The sequence below is a fragment of the Pectobacterium colocasium genome (assembly GCF_020181655.1).
GTDB classification, from domain to species: Bacteria; Pseudomonadota; Gammaproteobacteria; order Enterobacterales; family Enterobacteriaceae; genus Pectobacterium; species Pectobacterium colocasium.
In genome coordinates, this window is record NZ_CP084032.1 from 993,723 (window position 1) to 1,016,244 (window position 22,522).

The 22,522-nt window shown below is 53.8% G+C and carries 18 protein-coding genes and 1 riboswitch; of the genes, 10 read left to right on the top strand and 8 right to left on the bottom strand.

The window, feature by feature from the left end:
- Window positions 1–49: 49 nt before the first annotated feature.
- On the bottom strand, window positions 50–331 hold the full coding sequence (gene ubiK / locus LCF41_RS04435) for a ubiquinone biosynthesis accessory factor UbiK (RefSeq protein WP_012773475.1): 282 nt from the start codon (window positions 329–331) through the stop codon (window positions 50–52).
- 252 nt (window positions 332–583) lie between these two features.
- Window positions 584–761: riboswitch (FMN riboswitch) on the top strand.
- Window positions 762–888: 127 nt separating this feature from the next.
- On the opposite strand from ubiK, the gene ribB reads away from it, so the two are divergent.
- Complete coding sequence (ribB, locus tag LCF41_RS04440; RefSeq protein ID WP_104210040.1) at window positions 889–1,542, top strand: 3,4-dihydroxy-2-butanone-4-phosphate synthase; 654 nt, start codon at window positions 889–891, stop codon at window positions 1,540–1,542.
- 86 nt (window positions 1,543–1,628) lie between these two features.
- Here the strand turns inward: ribB and tehB are convergent, their stop codons facing one another.
- From tehB to norV, 3 genes are all read right to left on the bottom strand, one after another.
- Window positions 1,629–2,489 carry an SAM-dependent methyltransferase TehB gene (tehB, locus tag LCF41_RS04445; protein WP_225087057.1) on the bottom strand — a complete coding sequence of 287 codons (861 nt, stop codon included), beginning with the start codon at window positions 2,487–2,489 and terminating at the stop codon, window positions 1,629–1,631.
- 103 nt (window positions 2,490–2,592) lie between these two features.
- A complete protein-coding gene (norW, locus tag LCF41_RS04450) occupies window positions 2,593–3,756 on the bottom strand; it encodes an NADH:flavorubredoxin reductase NorW (protein ID WP_225087058.1) in 1,164 nt (387 codons plus the stop codon).
- Between the two features lie 10 nt (window positions 3,757–3,766).
- The gene (gene norV / locus LCF41_RS04455; RefSeq protein ID WP_225087059.1) at window positions 3,767–5,251 is read right to left on the bottom strand and encodes an anaerobic nitric oxide reductase flavorubredoxin; all 1,485 of its coding nucleotides are present in this window, start codon (window positions 5,249–5,251) and stop codon (window positions 3,767–3,769) included.
- 165 nt (window positions 5,252–5,416) lie between these two features.
- On the opposite strand from norV, the gene norR reads away from it, so the two are divergent.
- Window positions 5,417–6,955, top strand: a complete 1,539-nt coding sequence (gene norR / locus LCF41_RS04460) for a nitric oxide reductase transcriptional regulator NorR (protein WP_225087060.1) — start codon at window positions 5,417–5,419, stop codon at window positions 6,953–6,955.
- 210 nt (window positions 6,956–7,165) lie between these two features.
- Here the strand turns inward: norR and fumA are convergent, their stop codons facing one another.
- Window positions 7,166–8,809 carry a class I fumarate hydratase FumA gene (fumA, locus tag LCF41_RS04465; RefSeq protein ID WP_225087061.1) on the bottom strand — a complete coding sequence of 548 codons (1,644 nt, stop codon included), beginning with the start codon at window positions 8,807–8,809 and terminating at the stop codon, window positions 7,166–7,168.
- Between the two features lie 491 nt (window positions 8,810–9,300).
- Window positions 9,301–10,179 carry a LysR family transcriptional regulator gene (locus LCF41_RS04470; protein ID WP_225087062.1) on the bottom strand — a complete coding sequence of 293 codons (879 nt, stop codon included), beginning with the start codon at window positions 10,177–10,179 and terminating at the stop codon, window positions 9,301–9,303.
- A 178-nt stretch (window positions 10,180–10,357) separates the two neighbouring features.
- On the opposite strand from LCF41_RS04470, the gene LCF41_RS04475 reads away from it, so the two are divergent.
- Window positions 10,358–10,828, top strand: a complete 471-nt coding sequence (locus LCF41_RS04475; protein WP_225087063.1) for a multidrug/biocide efflux PACE transporter — start codon at window positions 10,358–10,360, stop codon at window positions 10,826–10,828.
- Between the two features lie 22 nt (window positions 10,829–10,850).
- On the opposite strand, the gene LCF41_RS04480 is transcribed toward LCF41_RS04475, so the two are convergent.
- The gene (locus LCF41_RS04480) at window positions 10,851–11,513 is read right to left on the bottom strand and encodes a DNA-3-methyladenine glycosylase family protein (protein ID WP_225087064.1); all 663 of its coding nucleotides are present in this window, start codon (window positions 11,511–11,513) and stop codon (window positions 10,851–10,853) included.
- A 229-nt stretch (window positions 11,514–11,742) separates the two neighbouring features.
- Here LCF41_RS04480 and ada point away from each other — a divergent pair, with 229 nt between their 5' ends.
- The 7 genes from ada (at window position 11,743) to LCF41_RS04515 (ending at window position 20,006) form a co-directional block, all read left to right on the top strand.
- On the top strand, window positions 11,743–12,858 hold the full coding sequence (ada, locus tag LCF41_RS04485; protein WP_225088097.1) for a bifunctional DNA-binding transcriptional regulator/O6-methylguanine-DNA methyltransferase Ada: 1,116 nt from the start codon (window positions 11,743–11,745) through the stop codon (window positions 12,856–12,858).
- Window positions 12,855–13,511 carry a DNA oxidative demethylase AlkB gene (gene alkB / locus LCF41_RS04490; RefSeq protein WP_225087065.1) on the top strand — a complete coding sequence of 219 codons (657 nt, stop codon included), beginning with the start codon at window positions 12,855–12,857 and terminating at the stop codon, window positions 13,509–13,511. The genes ada and alkB overlap by 4 nt, the downstream gene beginning before the upstream one ends.
- A 177-nt stretch (window positions 13,512–13,688) precedes the next feature.
- Window positions 13,689–14,903, top strand: a complete 1,215-nt coding sequence (gene manD / locus LCF41_RS04495) for a D-mannonate dehydratase ManD (RefSeq protein WP_180743348.1) — start codon at window positions 13,689–13,691, stop codon at window positions 14,901–14,903.
- A gap of 44 nt (window positions 14,904–14,947) precedes the next feature.
- Complete coding sequence (locus LCF41_RS04500) at window positions 14,948–15,970, top strand: Zn-dependent oxidoreductase (RefSeq protein ID WP_225087066.1); 1,023 nt, start codon at window positions 14,948–14,950, stop codon at window positions 15,968–15,970.
- Window positions 15,971–16,174: 204 nt separating this feature from the next.
- Window positions 16,175–17,548 carry an MFS transporter gene (locus LCF41_RS04505; RefSeq protein ID WP_225087067.1) on the top strand — a complete coding sequence of 458 codons (1,374 nt, stop codon included), beginning with the start codon at window positions 16,175–16,177 and terminating at the stop codon, window positions 17,546–17,548.
- 103 nt (window positions 17,549–17,651) lie between these two features.
- A complete protein-coding gene (locus LCF41_RS04510) occupies window positions 17,652–19,118 on the top strand; it encodes a mannitol dehydrogenase family protein (RefSeq protein WP_225087068.1) in 1,467 nt (488 codons plus the stop codon).
- Between the two features lie 201 nt (window positions 19,119–19,319).
- Entirely contained in the window at window positions 19,320–20,006 is a 687-nt protein-coding gene (locus tag LCF41_RS04515; protein ID WP_039472085.1) for a GntR family transcriptional regulator, read from the top strand.
- Window positions 20,007–20,072: 66 nt separating this feature from the next.
- Here LCF41_RS04515 and LCF41_RS04520 read toward each other — a convergent pair whose 3' ends face one another.
- The gene (locus LCF41_RS04520) at window positions 20,073–22,304 is read right to left on the bottom strand and encodes a LamG-like jellyroll fold domain-containing protein (RefSeq protein ID WP_225087069.1); all 2,232 of its coding nucleotides are present in this window, start codon (window positions 22,302–22,304) and stop codon (window positions 20,073–20,075) included.
- Between the last annotated feature and the right edge of the window lie 218 nt (window positions 22,305–22,522).

A 22,522-nucleotide genomic window follows, 5' to 3' on the forward strand; every position in this document is an offset into this window, starting at 1 on the left:
TGCATCGCGATGTTACGAGCGGTTGTGATGAGACGAATTACTATGAGGATTAGTCGTTTTCCGGCGCTGCGGCGGGTTTTTCTTCCGCAGAAAGTTTCGCTTCCAGCTCCGTCAGGCGCTGTTCCAGGCGGGCAATCTTCTCGCGCGTGCGGAGCAGAACCTGCGTCTGAATATCGAACTCTTCACGGTTCACCAAATCCAATCGGGTCAGCTGTGCCTGCAAGACCTGACGAATCTTTTTCTCCACATCATCACCCAATTCCCGGATACCTTTTGGCATAGATTCATGCACTTGACGGGCGATTTGCTCAATCTTCTTTGGGTCAATCATGTCGCTTTCCTGATTAGGTTATGTAAAGTCACTACTACAGCAAGTGTAATGCGAGTGTAAGTGTAATGCGAGTCGTGGGATGGATAAACTAAATCTGCTCCCTGCGTTGCACATATTCAGCATGATTTTGCTGTAATTCAGAATGGTTTTGCTGTAGTTCAGAATAGTTTTACTGCAATTCAGCATACGTTTTGCCCTATTTCCTGCGGCGGATCAATTGCCCTGTTGAGGTATTAGCGTTATAGTAAATGCGCTTATTCTCAGGGCGGGGTGTAATTCCCCACCGGCGGTAAACCAGTATCTATACTGGAAGCCCGCGAGCGCTCATGCTGTGTTTTTCGATGTTGATTATCGATTTCGCAACGTGGGGTCAGCAGATCCGGTGTAATTCCGGAGCCGACGGTTATAGTCCGGATGGGAGAGAGTAACGGTATCTGTCGGGCTACATGCTCGCTCGCGTTATTTTTGCTAACTATTACTATGCAACCAGTCGTAATGGTTACTCCTCAAGCTCGCCCTGATTCTGGTAATTCATAATAACATTGAGGTTTTTTACCATGAATCAGACATTACTTTCTGAATTTGGCAATCCGACTGAACGCGTAGAACGCGCACTTGATGCATTGCGTCATGGCCGCGGCGTGCTGGTGTTGGATGATGAAGATCGTGAAAACGAAGGTGACATGATCTTCTCCGCTGAAAATATGACCGTTGAACAAATGGCGCTGACGATTCGTCACGGTAGTGGCATCGTGTGCCTGTGCCTGACGGAAGAGCGTCGCCAGCAGTTAGAATTGCCAATGATGGTGGAGAAGAACTCCAGCCATTATCAAACGGCGTTCACGGTGACGATTGAAGCTGCCGAAGGCGTGACGACAGGCGTTTCCGCTGCCGACCGCCTGACCACCATTCGTGCCGCGATTGCGGATAACGCCAAGCCGAGCGATCTGAATCGTCCTGGTCACGTATTCCCGCTGCGCGCCCAACCGGGTGGCGTATTAACGCGCGGTGGTCACACTGAAGCAACGGTAGACCTGATGACGCTGGCAGGTTTGAAACCGTCTGGCGTTCTGTGTGAACTGACGAACGATGATGGCTCAATGGCGCACGCGCCGGAAGTGATCGCGTTTGCCAAGCAGCACAACATGCCGGTACTGACGATTGAAGATCTGGTGGCTTACCGCATTGCGGCAGAGCGCAAAGCCAGCTGATTCACGCGGATACCACGCAAACAAAAGGGCCGATTCATCGGCCCTTTTCTATTTAACGGGGTAGGTTTCTAATGGCCGGCCTGTGTTTATGGCTTTCTTGCCAGTAGTGTGGCAAAGCGCAGTTTGATGCGGTTGCCGTGTGCATCTGTCTTATGCAGTTCACCCATATCCTCGTTGTATTTGAGGATCTCCCAGTCGGCGTAATAGTTCTTCAGCTCACCTTCTTTAAAGGTAAACGAGAAGGGCATCGGGCACGGGCAATCCTCCGTCGACATCGCGGCAATAATCAGGTTATAGCCACCGTTAACGGTGTTGTTCTGCATATTGCTGATGATGTGTGGAATACGGTCACGTTCCAGAAACATCAGCACGACGGTCGACAGGATAAAGTCGTACTGTTCTTTGATTTCCGCCAGATTGATGTTGTAAACGCCCGCCCGGATGTGTTCCAGCGCTTCGCTCTTGATGATGTTATTCAGCGAATCAATGCTCTGCTCGTGCTTGTCACAGGCCGTCACATCAAACCCACGCAGGTTCAGATACAGCGCATTACGCCCACCGCCGCAGCCTAAATCCAGCGTTTTGCCCGGATTGACGTACTGTACCGCGTTGATCACTTCGGAATGGGTGCGGGTCAGACCGTATTTCTTATGGTAGAAATCTTCCGCTGAACAGAAAAAGCTGAGCTGACATTCCAGATCGTCAGAGAAAGAAACGATGCGGTGCCACGCCTGTGGGGCGACAAACGGCGGCTGGTTCTGCTCGGAGAACCGGAACGTCTCCAGCGTCTCGCCGTCTTCAGTCAGCATGGAAAAGGTCATTTCCCCTTTCAACACGGTCAGTTTTGCCCAGGTACCTTCCTGCGTGTTGTGCTTTTCCTGAAACGCAGCAGGCAGCGTCTGGCTGTTCCACTGCGGCATCTTCTTATAACAAATGAGATCTTGCATCTTTACCTCTGTAAATTCCAAAAGCGATGGCTTTATTCTATTAACCCGCACGCTGACTGACCAGAAAACATGTATTTTAAATGCATTATTTGTTTTTGCTGTGTCAGGCTGTAGTTACATTCGTCATGGTTCCACTCGCCGTGGAAAGCTGTCGCAGCAGCGGAAATGCCTCTTTCATCCGTTCACCGCCGACCACAAAGGCACGTAACATCTGCTGACTATCCAGCGCTTTCGCTACCATCCCCTGATCGTTCCATTCCTGCTGCCAGTGCAAGTCGCCACGCGTGGTATCACCCGCCATCTGTAAAGGAAACAGCGGCGTCTTGATTTTCACCAGCATCGGCGGCAGTGTCAGGGACTCGCTGGCACCCAGCAGGTTCTTCGCCAGCGTCATGGCGCTGAGCTGAATGGGTTGCAGGAAGGGAAGGAGCTTACCGCCAATTTCCGCGCAGTCGCCCAGCGCATAAATCTGCGGATCGGTGGTCTGTAACTGCGCATTAGTCTGAATGCCTTTCTGCACCGTTAACCCCGCCGCTTTCGCCAGCAATGTGTTGGCCTGCAAACCGATAGCGGAGATGATTTCGTCCACCTCGACAGTTCGGCCATCGGTAAATGTGGCCAGCACGCCGGTTTCGGTTTTCTCCAACTGTTGCAGGGTCGTGTTCAGCAGCAGTGAAATCCCTTGTTGCGTAAGTGTAAAGTGCAGGCGCGCGCTGACTTCAGGCGGTATCAATGCCGGCAGAATGTGGCTGGCGCGGTCAACCAGTGTGACTTGTTTTCCCGCGCGACCCAAATCCATCGCCAATTCGGTGCCGATGAGTCCGGCTCCGAGCACCAGTACGTGCTTGGCTTGCCAGAGGCGACGTTCATGGGCGCGGTATTCTTGCTGGCTATTGAGCGTCAGCATATGTTCACGTCCCGGAATTGGCGGCATGATGGCGCTCGCTCCCGTTGCGAACACCAGCTTATGGTAATCGTAACGCTCCGTACCACAGACGACCTGTTGCGTATGGCGATCAATGGCGGTGACACGCGTATTGGCCAGCAGCGTAATGCGGTTTTCTTCGGCAAACGCGGTGGCCTGCATCTTGGTCAGATCGTCGGCGTGCTGTTGCAGGCTCATCACATGGTTTAAATCCGGTTTGTTGTACTCATCGCCGCTGTCGGCGGTGATCAGGCGGATGGGGCAGTGCGCATCCAGCTTGCGTAGCTGCCGGATGAGCTGGCGGGCGGCGAAGCCCGCGCCAATAATCACGATATCTTTCATCGTCCTCTCCTTAGCGAATCGGATTGAAAACGTCTTTACCCAGCCCGCATTCTGGGCACAGGAAGCTGTCTGGTACGTCCGACCATTGGGTGCCAGGTGTAACATCCTGCATCGGCTCGCCCAGTGTCGGATCGTAAATCCACTGGCAGACGCTGCACTGCATACAGCCGCTTTCTGACTGCACCGCTGCGACTTCACTGCAACCACAGGCGCTCTCCGTTGGCGTGTTCACCGGTTGTGGCGCGGCGACCTGTTTTACGGGGGAAATGACGCGACGGGCAGGCGTATCATCCAACGGATGCAGCGCCCACTGACGAGCGATTTCGCGGCCGTGTTCGCGGCAAATTTCCAGTGCGGAACCGTCAGGACGCCACTTGGTTTTCAGCGCCAGCGTGGTTTCAAAACCGGCATCCATCAGACGGGTTTGAATGCGATCTACCGCACCGCCGTTCCAGCCGTAGCTGCCGAACGCCGAGGCTTTCTTGTTTTGGAAACGCAGGCCGGTGATCTCTTCCAGCATGGCGGCAACCTTCGGCATCATCACGTTATTCATGGTGGACGAACCGACTAATACACCTTTCGAGCGGAAGACCTGCGTCAGGATTTCGTTCTTATCGTGGCGGGCGACGTTATAGATTTTCACCGCGACGCCGGGGTCAACATCGTTGATGCCTTGTGCAATGGCGTCGGCCATCATGCGGGTGTTATTGGACATGGTGTCGTAAAACAGCGTGATGCGATCTTCCTGATAGCTGTCCGCCCATTTCAGATACAGGTGGATGATCTGGGCAGGATCGTCACGCCAGACCACGCCGTGTGAGGTCGCCACCATCGACAGCGGGAGGTTGAAACCCAGCACTTCGTGGATCTTGGCGGTGACTAAGCGGCTGAACGGCGTCAGAATGTTGGCGAAATAGCGCTGGCATTGTTCGAACAGTTCTGTCTGATCCACTTCGTCATTGAACAGGTGTTCATCGCAGTAGTGCTGGCCGAACGCATCGTTACTGAACAGCACGGCATCCTCGGTCATGTAGGTCATCATACTGTCCGGCCAGTGCAGCATTGGCGTCTCGATAAAGATCAACTGCTTGCCGTTACCGATATCCAGCGTGTCGCCAGTTTTGACCGTATGGAAATGCCACTCAGGGTGATGATGGTGGCCAGTGATGGAATCGATCGCGTTGTGAGTACAGTAAATCGGTGTGTTGGGAATACGAGCCATCAGCTCGCTCAGCGCGCCGGCGTGATCTTCTTCGGCGTGGTTGATCACAATGTAGTCAATCGTGTTCAGATCCACTTCCGCCATCAGGTTCTGCACAAAATCGCGGCTGAATTTGTGATCGACGGTATCGATCAGCACGGTTTTTTCTTCGCGGATTAGGTAACTGTTGTAGCTGCTGCCTTGCAGCGTTTTGTACTCTGTGCCGTGAAAATCGCGCACTTCCCAGTCGCGTTGTCCAACCCAGTGGATATTGTTCTTAACGTGAATTGCCATGTTCTGAAACCTCAATAGTCGTATACGGGAATATGCTGTAGAGAATGCAGAAAATGTGCCAATTTTTAAACTATTGATTTATAAAGATTTAATAAATAGTTGTTGTCAAAATGACATGTTTTATCTATTGTCTTAATGACACAGATTCTGTCATTAGGACACACCATGACACTCTCCATTAATGCCCTTGCCCGTATCGCTATCGAGTTGCAAATGGGGCTATCGAATCAGGATCGTTTTCAGCGCTTGATTAACAGCCTGCGCCAGCTGTTGCGCTGTGATGCCTCGGCGCTGCTGCGTTATGAAAATCAGCTGTTTCGCCCGTTGGCGATCGACGGTCTGGCGCCGGACGTGCTGGGGCGACGCTTTCGCCTGTCCGATCATCCCCGTCTGGAGGCCATTGCCCGTGCGGGCGATGTGGTGCGCTTTCCGGCAGATAGCCAGCTTCCCGATCCCTATGACGGCCTGATCCCCAGTCAGGAAGATCTTAAGGTGCATGCTTGCGTCGGCTTGCCGCTGTTTGCTAATCAGAATCTGATCGGTGCGCTGACTGTGGACGGCATGGATCCCTGTCAGTTCGACCATTTTAGCGATGAAGAACTGCGGCTGGTGGGGGCGATGGCGGCGGCGGCGCTGAGCAATGCGCTGTTGATGGAACGTCTTGAGCGACAGTTGCCCGCCCCGGTGCGTGCCGAAAGTCCGGCAGCGGAAAGCGTGGAGGAAATGGTAGGGCTGTCGGAACCGATGCAGCGGCTTAAGAAGGAAGTCGATATTGTCGCGGGTTCCGATCTGAACGTGCTGATTATGGGAGAAACCGGCGTCGGTAAAGAGCTGGTGGCGCGGGCGATTCATCGCGGTTCCTGCCGGGCAGCGCATCCTCTGGTCTATCTGAACTGCGCCGCGCTACCGGAATCGGTGGCGGAGAGTGAGCTGTTTGGTCATGTGAAGGGCGCGTTTACCGGAGCGATCCATCATCGCACCGGCAAGTTTGAAATGGCGGATAACGGCACGCTGTTTCTGGATGAGATTGGCGAACTGTCGCTGACGCTACAGGCGAAGCTGCTGCGCGTATTGCAGTACGGCGATCTCCAGCGCGTGGGTGATGACAATAGCCTGAAAGTGAACGTGCGCGTGCTGGCGGCGACCAACCGTGACTTGCGGCAGGCGGTGCTGGATGGCGCTTTTCGTGCTGACTTGTTCCACCGTCTGAGCGTGTTCCCGCTATCCGTACCGCCGCTGCGCGAGCGTCGTCAGGATGTGGCGCTGTTGGCGGGGTTCTTCTGTGAGCGCAGCCGCGTGCAACTGGGGCTGGCGCGTCTGGCGTTAACGGCCGACGCGGGCGCGCTATTGGAACAGTACGACTGGCCGGGGAATGTGCGCGAGCTGGAACACGCCATTTACCGTGCCACCGTGCTGGCGAGAGCAGGACAGGAATCGGGCGAGGTGCTGTTGGGGCGTGAGCATTTCAATCTTGAGCTTCCCTCCCTGCCTGTTCATGCCGCCGCAGGGGCGTCGAGCGCTATCGACACGGCACCAGCGTCTTTCATCAAAGGGGGGCTGCGAGAAGCAACGGACGACTATCAGCGTCGAGTCATCCAACAAACGCTGGCACGCCATGAGGGCAACTGGTCATCCTGCGCAAGGGAACTTGAACTAGACAGCGGCAACCTGCATCGGCTGGCGAAGCGGTTGGGCATCAAATAAAAAACGCCCCGAAAATCGGGGCGCTGTAGACCGCAGACAAACCTATTTACCGAACGAAAACGGGAGTAACGGAATAGAAGAGTAAAGCGTTTGCGCCATGGATGGCGCAAGCCGAGCGCACATGGACGTGTTTACAGCGACTTTACGATCTATCCGTTACTCCCGCTCGGCTGGCGTTAGCTACTAACCTCTAATCACAGTAAGAGTGAGTTAACCGCATTTCACGCACTTGGCGCTCTGGATCACCTGGAAGAAATCGTTGCCTTTATCATCGACCAGAATAAAGGCTGGGAAATCTTCAACTTCGATTTTCCAGATAGCTTCCATACCCAGCTCCGGGTATTCCACGCAGGTCAGGCTCTTGATACTGTTTTGCGCCAAAATCGCTGCCGGGCCGCCGATGCTGCCGAGGTAGAAGCCGCCATGTTTATGGCACGCGTCGGTTACTTGCTGGCTGCGGTTGCCTTTCGCCAGCATGATCATGCTGCCGCCGTTGGCTTGCAGTAAATCGACGTAGGAATCCATGCGGCCAGCGGTGGTTGGGCCTAATGAACCGGATGGATAACCTTCTGGCGTTTTCGCCGGCCCCGCGTAGTAAATCGGGTGATCTTTGATGTACTGCGGCAGGCCTTCGCCGTTATCCAGACGTTCTTTCAACTTGGCGTGAGCAATATCACGACCAACGATGATGGTGCCAGTCAGGGAAAGACGGGTGGATACGGGGTACTGCGACAGCGTCTTCAGGATCTCGGCCATCGGGCGATTCAGGTCGATTTTAACCGCATCGCCTTCGCCCGTTTCACGCAGGTGCTCAGGGATATATTTACCTGGATTCTGCTCTAACTGCTCCAGCCAGACGCCCTTGCGGTTGATCTTGCCTTTGATGTTACGGTCAGCCGAGCAGGACACGCCCATACCAACAGGGCAAGAGGCGCCGTGGCGTGGCAGGCGGATAATCCGCACGTCGTGCGCAAAATATTTACCGCCGAACTGCGCGCCCAGACCCAGATCGCGTGCGGCTTCCAGAATTTCCTGTTCCAGCGCGACATCACGAAACGCCTGACCATGTTCATTGCCTTCTGTCGGCAGTTCGTCGTAGTACTTGGTTGACGCCAGCTTAACGGTTTTCAGCGTAGTTTCTGCCGAGGTGCCGCCAATGACAAACGCGATGTGGTACGGCGGACAGGCCGCAGTGCCCAGCGAGCGCATTTTCTCGATCAGGAAACTTTTCAGTTTACCCGGCGTCAGCAGCGCTTTGGTTTCCTGATACAGATAGGTTTTGTTAGCGGAACCGCCGCCTTTGGTGACGAACAGGAATTTATAGTCCTCGCCCTCGGTGCTGTAGAGGTCAATCTGCGCAGGCAGGTTAGTGCCGGTGTTGACCTCTTTGTACATGTCCAGCGCGGCGTTCTGCGAGTAACGCAGGTTGTCTTCAATGAACGTATTGTAAACGCCCTTGGACAGCGCCTCGGCGTCGTTACCGCCGGTCCAGACGTTCTGGCCTTTTTTGCCGACGATGATCGCCGTACCGGTATCCTGACAGGTCGGCAGGATGCCCTTGGCGGAAATTTCTGAGTTGCGCAGGAATTGCAGGGCAACGTATTTATCGTTTTCGCTGGCTTCCGGATCGCTAAGAATATCGGCAACTTGCTGCTGGTGAGCGGGGCGGAGCATGAAAGAGGCATCGTGGAAGGCTTGCTGAGCCAGAAGCGTCAGTGCCGCTGGATCGATCTTCAGGATGTCCTGACCTTCAAACTGGGCGACAGAGACAAAATCGCTGCTCAGCAGGCGATATTCGGTGTCATCTTTACTGAGTGGAAAAGGATCTTGGTAATAGAAGGGTTTATTCGACATTTTTTTCTCACTTGCAATTGCATTAATTAGTAAATTTTTCACCTTATAGGATTCAGCATCTTATTATTAAGGCGTATTACCGCAGCACTACAGGGATGTCTCGAATACAAAAGTAGTAATCGCCATAATAGTATGGTTTTTTGTCGGGAAGTACCACTTTGGTACATCACAATAATAATGATGTCGTGCATTATTTTTTCTGTGACAGACGTGCGAAACCGCCACGCGGCTCGGGTTTCCGTGTGCAGAAAACACAGGAAAATGCGCATGGTTTAGCGTGAAAATATTTCTCTTTTAATTGGCTTCATTAAGTAAAGTAAATGGTGAAATTAAAAACAATAACCATTTAATCTTTAATGTTATTCATTGGCGATATAAAGAAACCGTTATTGGTTTTTTTATCGCTTCATGAAAAAACATGCCGATCACAAAAGCCACGGAGCGGTGGCCTATGTGATGACGGATGTGGTTTTTCCAATGCAGTGACGGAGTTATGGCGGCGTACTCTCTTGTTGGGCAAGGAGATTGTCGATCATCCACAGCCCTGCCGGACCGGGGGGATGGGGTTTGGACCAGACAACGTCCACGTCAATCCACTGCGGCCAGCCCGCGACAGGTAACTCCACCAGCTTTTTCCTATCGTACTGCGCCACCAGCCAGCGTGGCAGGATGCTCCAGCCGTGCCCCTGTTGCGCCATTTCTAACAGCATAAGGTAGGACGGCGCAGACCAGACGATCCCTTCCGGTTGCAGCCGATCGCTGCGTTTATAGGTATTGAGATAGAGCTGGCGGACGGTCGCCAACTGGCTGCGTGTTACGCTTTTTTCCGTTGCTAGCGGGTGGGCTGCCGACACAAAAATGGCCATTTCGGTCTTTACCTGTAAACGCGCGGCCGCCACATCGGGCGGGTAGTCCGTTTGAGCACGCAGTAGCCCGACATGCGCCCGATTCATTTGCAGCAGATCAATCACGTCATCACCTTCCGCAATCAGGCATTCAAATTCAATATCGGGAAAATGATGAGCGAAACGCTGGAGGACAGGCTCGTAGTGGGTAGCTTGCCAGATGTCCGACAGCACAAATGTCAGACGAGGTTCGATATGATCGGCCAAACGGATCGCCAGTTCATCCAGTTCCTCACTGGCGGATAAGATTGCCTGTACGTGAGAAAGGACTTTTCTGCCCGCCAGCGTGAGCACAGGTTGGTGGCCGGATCGATCAAACAGCGTCAGCCCCAGATCGGCTTCCAGATTGGCGATGGCCGCGCTGATAGTGGACTGACTTTTATGCAATCGCCGGGCGGCGGCGGAAAACGAACCCGCATCAACGGTGGTTACAAAAGCCAGCAGGGATTCCGGTGAATATCGCATTGTTATCTATACCCTAACTAATTCGAGCTTCAGGACAATATAATTATATCGATTTTATCGATGGAATCTAACTTTACTCTACCACCTTATACGATGAAAATAAGGCCGTAATACGATGCCATCCATAGTCATGGCGAAAATTGACCCGTTACTCGCAATAAATAAAAGTGAATGTGCTATGCAGAACAAAACCAGTAAAACCTTACGTGAGCGTGTGTACCATGCCGTGGGCTTTGAGCTGATCGCGTTGACGATCTGTGCGCCAGCGGGTGCCTGGCTGCTGAATAAGCCGCTCTTCGATATGGGCGCGCTGGCCATCATGCTGTCCAGCGTCGCGATGATCTGGAATATGATCTACAACACGATATTCGATCGCCTATGGCCAGTGGATCGCGTTAAGCGTCGGTTGCCGATCCGTATCGCTCACGCGCTGGGGTTTGAAGGCGGTTTTATCCTGATTGGTTTGCCTCTGGCGGCGTGGATGCTGAACGTCACGCTATGGCAGGCGCTGATGGTGGAGATCGGCTTCTTCCTGTTCTTCCTGCCGTACACCGTGGTGTATAACTGGTCCTACGATACGTTGCGGGAACGCATTGTGAGCCGCCGTCGCCATGTTCGTCCGGTGTCGGCCAACTCCCGTCTGCGCTAATTCGTTTGTGTTAATTCGTGTGTTACCGGTGTGTCAGTTTAAAGCTCTGATACGCCGGTAATTCAAGCGATCGCCATAAATACCACGACGCCACCGTGCGATAAGGCCGACATGGCAGGCTGAGTGCCTGCAACTCGCGCGGTTTCGGCATCTCCGGCAAATCGTAAGCGTAGCGTAACCCCTGACGAATACCGAGATCGTCGAGCGGCATGATGTCGGTGCGTTCAAGCGAATAAATCAAAAACATTTCTACCGTCCAGCGCCCGATACCCTTGAGCGACGTCAACTGCTGAATGAGCGTGTCATCATCCATTTCTGTGGCCTGTTCGAGACTAGGCACCAGACCGCTTAGCGCACCCTGGGCAATGCCGTGCAGCGTCTCTGCTTTGCGGGCGGAAAAGCCACATTGCCGCAGCGTGTCGGTGGAGCAGGCCAGCATCTGTTCCGGGCTGGGGAAGACATCACCATGTACCCGCAGGAGTTTCGCGACCATCGCGTCTCCGGCACGTGTCGTCAACTGCTGGTAGGCAACGGCACGCATCAGCGCCTCATAAGGTTCCCGGTGTGGCGCGGTCTGATGGCGACAGTCGCCAATCTGTTCGATCAGGCTGGCCCAGCGTGTATTGATGGCGCTGAGATGGGTTTTGGCCTGCTGTGTGAAATCCGACGGCGGATGGGATGGCATAAACGGTTTCCGTGATGAGAATGCAAAAGGCGGAAGACGAGCATAGGAGATTGCCGCATGGCGCGCCATGTGGAAAGGATTATTCGTATGAAACAGAACATCCGAATGAAAAAGCAAGCGTTGCACGTGTGCGTAAAGTGGCTTCGGTTTAGCGTTAGCGCATGAGCTGCCTTTCAGTAATAGTAAGAGGGGGGAGCGCACTACGAGTGGGTGGAATGAGGTGCATATGATGCAAAACGACACGATGCTTAACGATACACCGTTTCAGGATGCTGACTCGCGCTGGCAGTCGGTGGTGACACGCAATCACGCGGCTGACGGCTGCTTTATCTATGCGGTGAAGACGACGGGGATTTACTGTACGCCTTCCTGTGCATCACGCCAGCCTCGGCGTGAAAATGTGGTGTTTTTCGCGACGGCCGATGAGGCGCAGGCGGCGGGGTTTCGCCCGTGTAAACGGTGCCGTCAGGGGACGCTTTCGCGGCAGGAACAGCAGGCGCAGCAGATTGCCCACGCGTGCCGGATAATTGAGCAGTCAGCGCATCAGCCGACGCTGGCGGTGCTGGCTCAAGCCGTGGGGATCAGCGTGTTCCATTTTCATCGCGTGTTCAAAACCATCACCGGCCTGACGCCAAAACAGTATGCCTGCGCCCATCGTCATCGGCAGCTACGTGAACAACTGGCAGAAAAGGGAGCGGTCACCGCAGCGATTACCGCGGCGGGCTATGACGCCAGCGGGCGCTTTTATGCCGCAGCGGGGGCGCATTTAGGAATGACGCCGACGGCGTTTCAGAATAAAGGAAAAGGGATGACGATCCACTTTGCCGTTGGTTGCTGCTCACTCGGCGAGGTGCTGGTGGCGGAAAGCGAGAAAGGCATCTGCGCGATCCTGCTGGGAGACGATCCTGAATTGCTGCTCAACGCGCTTCAGGAGATGTTTGCTAACGCACAGCTGATTGGCGGCGATGCGGCGTTTGAGCAACGGATGGCGCAGGTTGTCGGATTTGTCGACGATCCGGCTATCGGGCTGACGCTGCCGCTGGATATTCGCGGTACGGCATTCCAACAGCGCGTCTGGCAGGCGCTGCGGGCGATCCCCGCAGGAGAAACGCTGAGCTATCGTGAGGTTGCTGAACGTATTGGCGCCCCTGCCGCCGTGCGTGCGGTCGCGGGTGCCTGTGCGGCAAATCGGCTGGCGGTTGCCATTCCCTGTCATCGCGTGGTCCGACACGACGGCGCGCTGTCAGGCTATCGCTGGGGCGTTGTGCGTAAACGTGCGTTGTTGAAGAAAGAGCAGTTGAAGAAAGAACAGTGCACGCATCCGCAAGGGGATTCATTATCGTGAATTTTGATTTATTTGCCGATGAAGCGCCGCGTCGCTGGACGGAAACGCTGGCACCGGGTGCCGTCATCCTGCGTGGTCGCGCCTGTGACGACGCCCCGGCGTTGCTTGCGGGGCTGAAAGCCGTCACCGCGCGTGCGCCGCTGCGGAAGATGGTGACGCCGGGCGGTTTTGTGATGTCGGTGGCGATGAGCAACTGCGGGCCGCTCGGTTGGGTGACGGATGAACGTGGCTATCGCTACACCTCACACGATCCGCTGAGCGGAGAAGCGTGGCCTGCTATGCCGGAGGTTTTTTCCCGACTGGCGCAGCAGGCAGCGAGCGAAGCCGGTTTTGCTGATTTTGAACCGGATGCCTGCCTTATCAACCGCTATGACGTCGGCACACGTATGTCTCTGCATCAGGATAAAAACGAACGGGATTTCCACCAACCGATTGTATCCGTCTCGCTGGGGCTCAGCGCGACGTTCCTGTTTGGCGGCAGGGCGCGGAGTGATAAAGCGCAGCGTGTGGCGCTGACGCACGGCGATGTGGTGGTCTGGGGTGGCGAATCGCGGCTCTATTTCCACGGCATCCTGCCGTTGAAAAGCGGTAACGTGCCGGAAGGGATGTCCGACGAATGCCGTTTTAACCTGACGTTTCGCAAAGCTGGATGAGTGGAAAAAGGATTTATCTCCCCTCTACGTACTCCAGTTCCTCTCCTCTCTAGTCAGTGATTTTAGATAAATGTTGCAGATGTGAATAAATGTGAGGCGATTCAAATTATCGCTATTAGTATACTTGTATGGTAGTTAGCATAAACGAATGGCTACATGCACAGAAGGATAAGTAACGTGAAGATTGTCAGCGCTGAAGTATTTGTCACCTGTCCGGGACGGAACTTTGTCACCCTGAAAATTACGACAGATAGCGGATTAACTGGCCTCGGCGATGCGACGCTCAACGGGCGTGAACTGCCGGTCGCCTCTTACCTCAAAGATCATGTGTGTCCGCAGCTTATCGGCCGCGATGCGCACCAGATCGAAGACATTTGGCAATATTTCTACAAAGGTGCGTACTGGCGTCGTGGCCCGGTAACGATGTCCGCCATTTCCGCGGTCGATATGGCGCTGTGGGACATCAAAGCGAAAGCTGCCAACATGCCGCTCTATCAACTGCTGGGTGGCGCATCGCGCACGGGCGTGATGGTGTATTGCCACACCACGGGCCACTCGATTGATGAAGTGCTGGATGATTACGCCAAGCATCGCGATCAGGGCTTCAAGGCGATTCGCGTGCAGTGCGGCGTGCCGGGTATGAAAACCACCTACGGCATGGCGAAGGGCAAAGGGCTGGCGTATGAGCCGGCGACGAAAGGCAACTGGCCGGAAGAGCAGCTGTGGTCGACGGAGAAATATCTCGATTTCACGCCGAAACTGTTTGAAGCGGTGCGCGACAAGTTTGGTTTTGATGAACATCTGCTGCACGACATGCACCACCGCCTGACGCCGATTGAAGCGGCGCGCTTTGGCAAAAGCATTGAAGACTATCGCCTCTTCTGGATGGAAGACCCGACGCCTGCGGAAAACCAGGAGTGCTTCCGTTTAATCCGCCAGCACACCGTCACGCCGATTGCGGTGGGGGAAGTCTTTAACAGCATCTGGGACTGCAAGCAGCTGATCGAAGAACAGCTCATCGATTACATTCGCACGACCATTACCCACGCGGGCGGGATTACCGGTATGCGTCGCATCGCCGATTTTGCCTCGCTCTATCAGGTACGCACCGGTTCGCATGGGCCATCGGATCTGTCGCCTATCTGCATGGCGGCGGCGCTGCACTTCGATCTCTGGGTGCCAAATTTCGGCGTACAGGAATACATGGGGTATTCGGAGCAAATGCTGGAAGTGTTCCCACATAGCTGGACGTTCGATAACGGCTACATGCACCCAGGCGAAAAACCGGGGTTAGGCATCGAGTTCGATGAAAAGCTGGCGGCCAAATATCCCTATGACCCCGCTTATTTGCCGGTTGCCCGTCTGGAAGACGGCACGCTGTGGAATTGGTAAGAGTGGAATTGGTAAGGGTGGAATGGGGAATAAGAGGCTAAAACATGAAAAGCATTGTGATACAGCAGCCAAATGCGTTGGTGATTGAAGAACGCGGTATTCCGCAACCCGCGGCAGGCGAAGTTCGGGTGAAGGTGAAGCTGGCGGGTATTTGTGGTTCGGACAGCCACATCTATCGCGGGCATAACCCTTTTGCCAAATACCCGCGCGTGATCGGGCATGAATTCTTCGGCGTGATTGAGGCGGTGGGTGAGGGCGTGGAGGCTTCCCGTCTGGGCGAACGCGTCTCGGTCGACCCGGTCGTGAGCTGCGGCCACTGCTACCCGTGTTCCATCGGCAAGCCGAACGTCTGTACCTCGCTGGTGGTGCTGGGTGTGCACCGTGACGGCGGGTTCAGCGAATATGCTGCCGTACCGGCGAAGAATGCACACGTCATTCCCGATGAAATTCCTGACGAGTTCGCCGTCATGGTGGAGCCCTTCACGATTTCCGCCAATGTGACCGCGCAGGTGAAACCGACGGAGCAGGATGTCGCTCTGATTTATGGCGCGGGGCCGATGGGGCTGACCTCGGTTCAGGTACTGAAAGGTGTGTTCAACGTGAAGGAAGTCATCGTCGTCGATCGCATTCCTGAACGTCTGGATATGGCATTGCGTAGCGGGGCAGACAGAGTCATTAACAACGCGTCGCTGTCATTAAAAGACGAGCTGGAAGCTTTGAATATCAAGCCTACGCTGATTGTTGACGCCGCCTGCCATCCGTCTATTTTGCAGGAAGCGATTACGATTGCCTCTCCGGCGGCGCGTATCGCCATCATGGGCTTTTCCAGCGAGCCTTGTCAGGTTAGCCAGCAGGGAATCACCAGCAAAGAGCTTTCCATCTTCTCATCACGGTTGAATGCCAACAAATTCCCTATTGTGATTGCGTGGCTGAAAGAGAAACGTATCGATCCGGCCAAACTGATTACCCATCGGTTTGATTATCAGCAGGTGGTACAGGCGATTGAGGTCTTTGAAAAAGATCAAAAGCGCTGCTGTAAAGTCCTGCTGACGTTTAATGAAGCATGACAGATATAAATAATGGTACCGAATGATATAAAAGGAAAAACGTTATCGACTACAAAATAATATCATGATTCCTTTGAAGTAATTATTTCTCTCTTAATCACTCCAGACCGCTAATAACGGACTGGAGTGGATTGCGACACCATGATGAACGGTAATTTTATTTACTGTGCTCTACCATAATTACAAATCGTCGAGAGTATATATATGAATACGCATAAAATAGCATCTGGACAAAATAAGCCTGCAAGAAGTACCTCTGACTTAGTCAAAGCGGCGGTGTCCGGCTGGCTGGGCACCGCACTGGAATTTATGGATTTCCAGCTGTATTCGCTCGGGGCTGCGCTGGTTTTCCATGAAATCTTCTTCCCTGAACAATCGGCGGCGATGGCGCTGATTCTGGCAATGGGGACTTATGGCGCTGGCTACGTGGCACGTATCGTCGGCGCCTTTATTTTCGGCCGTATGGGGGACTCTATCGGTAGAAAGAAAGTGCTCTTTATTACCATTACCATGATGGGTATCTGTACCACGTTAATCGGCGTGCTGCCGACCTACGCGCAGATCGGTATTTTCGCGCCGATCTTGCTGGTGACCTTGCGCATCGTGCAGGGGTTAGGCGCGGGCGCGGAGATCTCCGGTGCGGGAACGATGCTGGCGGAATATGCGCCGAAGGGGAAACGCGGGATTATTTCCTCACTGGTGGCGATGGGCACCAACTGCGGTACGCTTAGCGCCACCGTTATCTGGGCCTTCATGTTCTTTGCCCTCTCCAGAGAAGAATTACTGGCGTGGGGCTGGCGTGTACCGTTCCTGGCCAGCGTCGTCGTGATGATATTCGCGATCTGGCTGCGTATGAACCTGAAAGAAAGCCCGGTCTTTGAGAAAGTCAGCAATGATGTATCCGGTACTGAAGAGCCATCCCCCGCGCTGGTGGTTGAGCAAAGCGAGCAGAAATCGATCCTGTCGATGTTCAAAAGCAAAGCGTTTTGGCTGGCTACCGGGCTGCGTTTCGGTCAGGCGGGAAACTCAGGGTTAATTCAGACCTTCCTGGCCGGATATTTGGTTCAAACGCTGCTGTTTGAGAAATATATTCCTACTGACGCGTTAATGATTAGTTCTATTATCGGATTTATTACGATTCCATTATTAGGATGGCTGTCAGATAAAGTCGGTCGCCGCGTACCTTATATTATCCTGAATATTTCGGCGATATTGTTAGCCTACCCGATGCTCTCTCTTATTGTTGATAAAGAGAATAGCGTCAATGTGATTATCGTCAGCATCATCATTATTCATAACTTCGCGGTACTGGGATTATTTGCGCTGGAAAATATCACCATGGCGGAAATGTTCGGTGGACGCAGTCGCTTTACGCAAATGGCGATTGCCAAAGAAACGGGTGGTTTGGTTGCCGTTGGTTTCGGCCCCGTCTTAGCCGGTATTTTCTGCAACATGACCGGTTCCTGGTGGCCGATTGCCGTGATGCTGATTGCTTATTCGGTGATTGGTTTATTCGCGGCTATCTGTATGCCTGAAGTGAAAGATCGCGATTTAGATGCATTAGACGACGCAGCATAACGTTCAGATTGTCATTGTTCGAGTTGCAGATGAGGTGACCTTGCTGCAACTCGAATCATTTAGGGCGTAGACGTATTTTTTGAATCACCTATCAGGGATAACGATGAGTATCAGCGAATTTTCTACTCTTAAACCGCAGGCTGTGGTGCCGCGTTACGACCGACGCCTGCTAAAAACACGTATTGCGCATATTGGCTTTGGCGCATTCCACCGGGCGCATCAGGCGGTCTGTGCCGATAAGCTGGCGGCGGAACACGGCAGCGACTGGGGTTATTGTGAAATCGACCTGATTGGCGGCGAGCAGCAGATTGAGGCTATTCGCCAGCAGGATTTGCTGTGGTCGGTATCCGAAATGGCAGACAGCGGCTGGAATAGCCGGATCATTGGCGTAGCAACCCGCGCGCTGCATGCGGAAGTCGAAGGTATCGACGCGGTGCTGGAAGCGCTGAGCGCACCGGATATCGCCATCGTGTCGATTATCGTCACGGAGAAAGGCTATTGCCACCATCCGGCGACGGGGCAGTTGAATACTGAACATCCGCTGATTTGCCACGATCTGGGGTTACCCGCAGAGCCACGCTCCCTGCCCGGTGTGATTCTGGCTGCCATCAAACGCAGACGGGAACGCCAGCTACCGGCATTCAGCGTGATGTCCTGCGACAATATGCCGGAAAATGGGCACGTCACGCGCAATGTGATCGTGCAACTGGCCGAGTTGCAGGATGTCGAACTGGTGCGCTGGATTGAACAGCACGTCACCTTTCCGTCCACGATGGTGGATCGAATTGTTCCGGCTATTACCGAGGAAACGCTGGAGACCATTCAGGGGCAACTGGGCATTGCCGATCCGGCGGGCATCGCCTGTGAACCGTTCTTCCAGTGGGTGATTGAAGATAACTTCATTAACGGCCGTCCTGCGTGGGAAAAAGCGGGCGCGGAGCTGGTACAGGATGTCCTGCCGTTTGAGGAAATGAAGCTGCGTATGCTGAACGGTAGCCACTCGTTTTTGGCGTATCTGGGCTACCTTGCGGGCTATCAGCATATCAGCGAGTGCATGCAGGACGGCGACCTGGTCGCGGCGGCGCACCATCTGATGCTGAATGAACAAGCGCCAACGCTGCGGACACAGGGTGTCGATCTCGCGGCCTATGCGGAGGCGCTGTTGGATCGCTATCGCAATCGGGCGTTAAAGCACCGTACCTGGCAGATTGCGATGGACGGTTCGCAGAAATTGCCACAGCGGATGTTGGATTCGATCCGCTGGCATCTGGTTCGCGGCAGCCGTTTTGATGCGTTGGCGCTCGGCGTTGCAGGGTGGATGCGCTATGTCGGCGGCGTGGATGAGCAAGGACAACCGATTGAGATCAGCGATCCGTTGAAAGACTTGATCGCTGAAACGGTGCAACGTAGCCTGGAAGGGGAAAGTCGGGTTGCGGCATTGCTGGCGCTGACGGCGATTTTCGGTGAGGATTTACCGAAGAATCCTGTCTTTGTCGATGCGGTGACGCAGCACTACCTGTCGCTGTTAGCGAAGGGCGTGAAGGGAACATTGCAGGATACCGACTGGTAGGATGAAAGCGTGACGGCGACGGCCGTCGCGTGACCGCATTAGATAGCCGTAATCATAAAGCAACACAGGATGAGGCGAGTGCCGACAATGCCTTATCCTGTGTCTCCCGATCTCACCACCCACGACAGACGTTGTAACACTGACACTCGCTGCGCTAAGCGTGTATCATAAGCGGTAAATTTCTCGGGTAAGTACAGCGGCATGGACACCTCTTTTCAGATCAACAACAACGAACCAGTCAATCAGCAAATTTATCGCGTACTGCGCAAAGACATTGTGGAATGCAATATTCCGCCGGGTAAACTGCTGTCTGAAAAAGAAATTTCCGTGCGTTTTGATGTGTCCCGCCAGCCGGTCAGAGAGGCTTTTATCAAGCTGGCAGAGGCCGGATTGGTGCAAATTATGCCGCAGCGCGGCACGTTTGTGATGAAGATCTCCGAGCAGCGCGTGGCGGATGCCCGCTTTATCCGTCAGGCGCTGGAGTGCGCGATTGTGCGCCGGGCGGCAGAAATGGTGACGGAAGAACAGCTGTTGACGCTGGAGCACAACTTACGCCGTCAGGAACTGGCCGCGCAGAATGAGCAGGTGCGTGAGTTTCTAAGTCTTGACGACAGTTTCCATCAGCTTCTGACGCAGATTGCCAACTGTCCGCTGGCGTGGGAAACCATCGAGTCGATTAAAGCGACGATGGACCGCGTGCGTTTTCTCAGCCTGAGCCAGGTTTCACCGCCGCTCAGCCTGATCCAACAGCACTACCTGATCTTTAGCGCCCTGAAAGCACGCGATCCTGATGCCGCAGAAAAAGCGATTCGTGAGCATTTGCAGGAAATGATCTATTCGATCACGCCGATTGCGCAACAGAATAGCGACTGGTTCGAGCACGCCTGAGCCTTGTTTACTGGCTGCTATCACCGCATGAATTTGATGTATTCATGCGGTGAGGGTCTACCTGCTTTAACGGGATAATGCCGCAATCTCAGTGCTGCTCAAGGCACCTGCGTAAATTTTGAAATAATCATAGCGCCCCTTCATGTAGGGATCGGTCGGATACTGTGAACGGCCAAGGTAGGCGGCACTCAATTCACCAAGCTGGTAAGGTGCCAGTGTTAGGGTTTCACTCCGCACGACTTCTTTCCCGTCAATATACATAATCCCGATATTGCCAGACTGAGTCAGTGCGACGGTGACCCAACGACCAACGGGGAATGTCTCGGTGGTAGGTTCAAACGCTTCCATCATGTAGCCATGTAAACTGGATATTCTGAACGAAGGTTTACCCAGATTGCTGTAAGGCAATAGGGCGATCCAGCGTCGGGTGCCAGAACCCATATCGAAAATACGCGCCCAGGTGCGCTTGTCGTCAGCACAGAAGCGGGTAATGACGGTGAAATCACCTAAATTTTCCATCACTTTTCCGGGCAAGCTGACATAGCCATCGATCCCATCTAACACCAGCGCAACGCCAGCACCATCAGGCCCGGTTCCCCAACTGGCTCCGCCATGTAAGGTGCTGGCTTCCCATTTTCCTGTGCCGTCAGCCAGCGTCGTGCCTGAACCTTCATTAAACGCCAGATGAAAAATTTCTTCTGTTTTTATCGCAACGCTCACGGCATCAGAAGCCTGTGTTTCTCCACCATTCACCAACGCTTTAACACGATAGGCGTAGCGGGATGCACTGGAGATAATATCCTGATCGGTATAGGTTAATAAGTCGGTAATGTCGTAAGCGATTGGGCTGAATGCCCCATTCGCCGAGGTTGAACGCTCAAGCGTATAGCTGGTGGCTCCGACGACGCCCCACCATGAAAGTTCGATACTGTCGCCGCGACGATAAGCGGTTAAGCCTGTTGGCTTCAGCTCTGCATTCGCGACGGCTAACTCGCGAGTGTATAGCAGTGTGCCGTAGCCTGTACCATCTCCTCCGCCACCATTCTCCGGTGTGATCTTCTGGACATATTTATAAACGTAGGGCGTCGCAATTCCTTTGCGTTTAGCGTAGTGGTTATAGATGGTTTCCCAGCACGGGCGGTTATTTCCCTGGCTGACGGTGCCAAGCCCTTCCATCAGGCCGTGGCGATTACGGTAATTTTTCCACGGCACGGAAAGGAAGCCGCCATTGCTATCAGACAAATTGGATTTCGCGACATACTCGGCACCAGCGAGGAAGCGGTTATTGGCATAACCGTAGATATCATCCCCCTGATTCCACGCCATTTCGCAGAATGCGACACCCAGACTCATACCTAACGTGGTGTGCCCCTGATCGCGGCCACTTTCTTGCCATTGCCCCAGATAGCCGGGGTGTAAATGCACCACTGCCTGCATTCCCGCCCCATTTCCCTGGCCATACTTGTAGTAATCAATCGCTTCCTGATAGATATCAGGTCGGTCACATAGCACGCCGATCGCCAAAATATTGGCAATCGCACACTGATCCCAGTTCGCCCAATAGTTCGTGATGTCTGCGCCATTATGAACGTCCAAAAAATTACGCGACATCGGGTAGAAGATCGTCAGCATCATGTTTTGGAAACGCTCAAAATCGGTGCGCGCCCAGCCGGAGTAGGTACGCATAATCTCTGCGACGTTAGCGAATTGGTAGCCATAGATACCGGCTGCTAACCAGCGGTCTGCGTTACCCGTGATTCTTTGTAGGGTGGAAGACCACGCGTTGAGATACCGTAACGCTTCATCGGCATAGACCTTATCTTGGGTAATTTTCCAGCGTACCGCCAGACGGTAGGAACGTTGCACATCGATATATAAAATCGCGAAGTTTTGCCCCTCGCCGCCGCGTACGAGGTTATCTGTTGCGCGCGGATTCGCTCCCAGCTGTGAATACCCATCCTGTATGAAAGGCGTCCAGGCATTTGTCCAGGGTTGTTCTTTTCTGGCAATTTTATCTCGAATACGAGAAAAATCCTCTTCGGTATGTAATAGGCCGGGGTGTGTGAAGGTACGATCTTCGGCATAAATGGAGGGAGCCATCGCGCCTGTTGCGACTGCGGCGATGGCTCGGGTGAGGAAACTTCCTTTGAATTGGCCTAGCAATCCGCTGAAAGCCGCACCCGCTCCAGCCTGTAAAAAGCGGCGGCGAGGCAACGACACCTGCCTTGTCGCTTCTGTGTGCGAACCCGTGGATGTGTTTGCGTGATCGTTGTCCGTCTGCTGTGCTACTTTTTTCATGGTGATTTAACTTCCCTGTCTGTGTGTATTCATCATTTCACCGATGATCAACACTGCACCGGTTTTTCCATAACCTGTCGATGATCAGGCCACGAGAAAAAGGGCTGTGAGATGCCATCGTTGCACTGTGATTGTGTTTTTTGGCGGTATTGCCATGCCGAATGTTGAAAATAAGGCTTTCTTTATGGACGTGTCGAGGGAAATTGTGCTGGATAAGT

Coding starts and splice junctions, on each gene's coding strand:
- ribB (WP_104210040.1), top strand. CDS start 889: ATGAATCAGACATTACTTTCTGAATTTGGCAATCCGACTGAACGCGTA.
- LCF41_RS04475 (WP_225087063.1), top strand. CDS start 10,358: ATGCAGAACAAAACCAGTAAAACCTTACGTGAGCGTGTGTACCATGCC.
- norW (WP_225087058.1), bottom strand. CDS start 3,756: ATGAAAGATATCGTGATTATTGGCGCGGGCTTCGCCGCCCGCCAGCTC.
- LCF41_RS04500 (WP_225087066.1), top strand. CDS start 14,948: ATGAAAAGCATTGTGATACAGCAGCCAAATGCGTTGGTGATTGAAGAA.
- fumA (WP_225087061.1), bottom strand. CDS start 8,809: ATGTCGAATAAACCCTTCTATTACCAAGATCCTTTTCCACTCAGTAAA.
- LCF41_RS04520 (WP_225087069.1), bottom strand. CDS start 22,304: ATGAAAAAAGTAGCACAGCAGACGGACAACGATCACGCAAACACATCC.
- LCF41_RS04470 (WP_225087062.1), bottom strand. CDS start 10,179: ATGCGATATTCACCGGAATCCCTGCTGGCTTTTGTAACCACCGTTGAT.
- LCF41_RS04480 (WP_225087064.1), bottom strand. CDS start 11,513: ATGCCATCCCATCCGCCGTCGGATTTCACACAGCAGGCCAAAACCCAT.
- LCF41_RS04515 (WP_039472085.1), top strand. CDS start 19,320: ATGGACACCTCTTTTCAGATCAACAACAACGAACCAGTCAATCAGCAA.
- tehB (WP_225087057.1), bottom strand. CDS start 2,489: ATGCAAGATCTCATTTGTTATAAGAAGATGCCGCAGTGGAACAGCCAG.
- norR (WP_225087060.1), top strand. CDS start 5,417: ATGACACTCTCCATTAATGCCCTTGCCCGTATCGCTATCGAGTTGCAA.
- ada (WP_225088097.1), top strand. CDS start 11,743: ATGCAAAACGACACGATGCTTAACGATACACCGTTTCAGGATGCTGAC.
- LCF41_RS04505 (WP_225087067.1), top strand. CDS start 16,175: ATGAATACGCATAAAATAGCATCTGGACAAAATAAGCCTGCAAGAAGT.
- norV (WP_225087059.1), bottom strand. CDS start 5,251: ATGGCAATTCACGTTAAGAACAATATCCACTGGGTTGGACAACGCGAC.
- LCF41_RS04510 (WP_225087068.1), top strand. CDS start 17,652: ATGAGTATCAGCGAATTTTCTACTCTTAAACCGCAGGCTGTGGTGCCG.
- ubiK (WP_012773475.1), bottom strand. CDS start 331: ATGATTGACCCAAAGAAGATTGAGCAAATCGCCCGTCAAGTGCATGAA.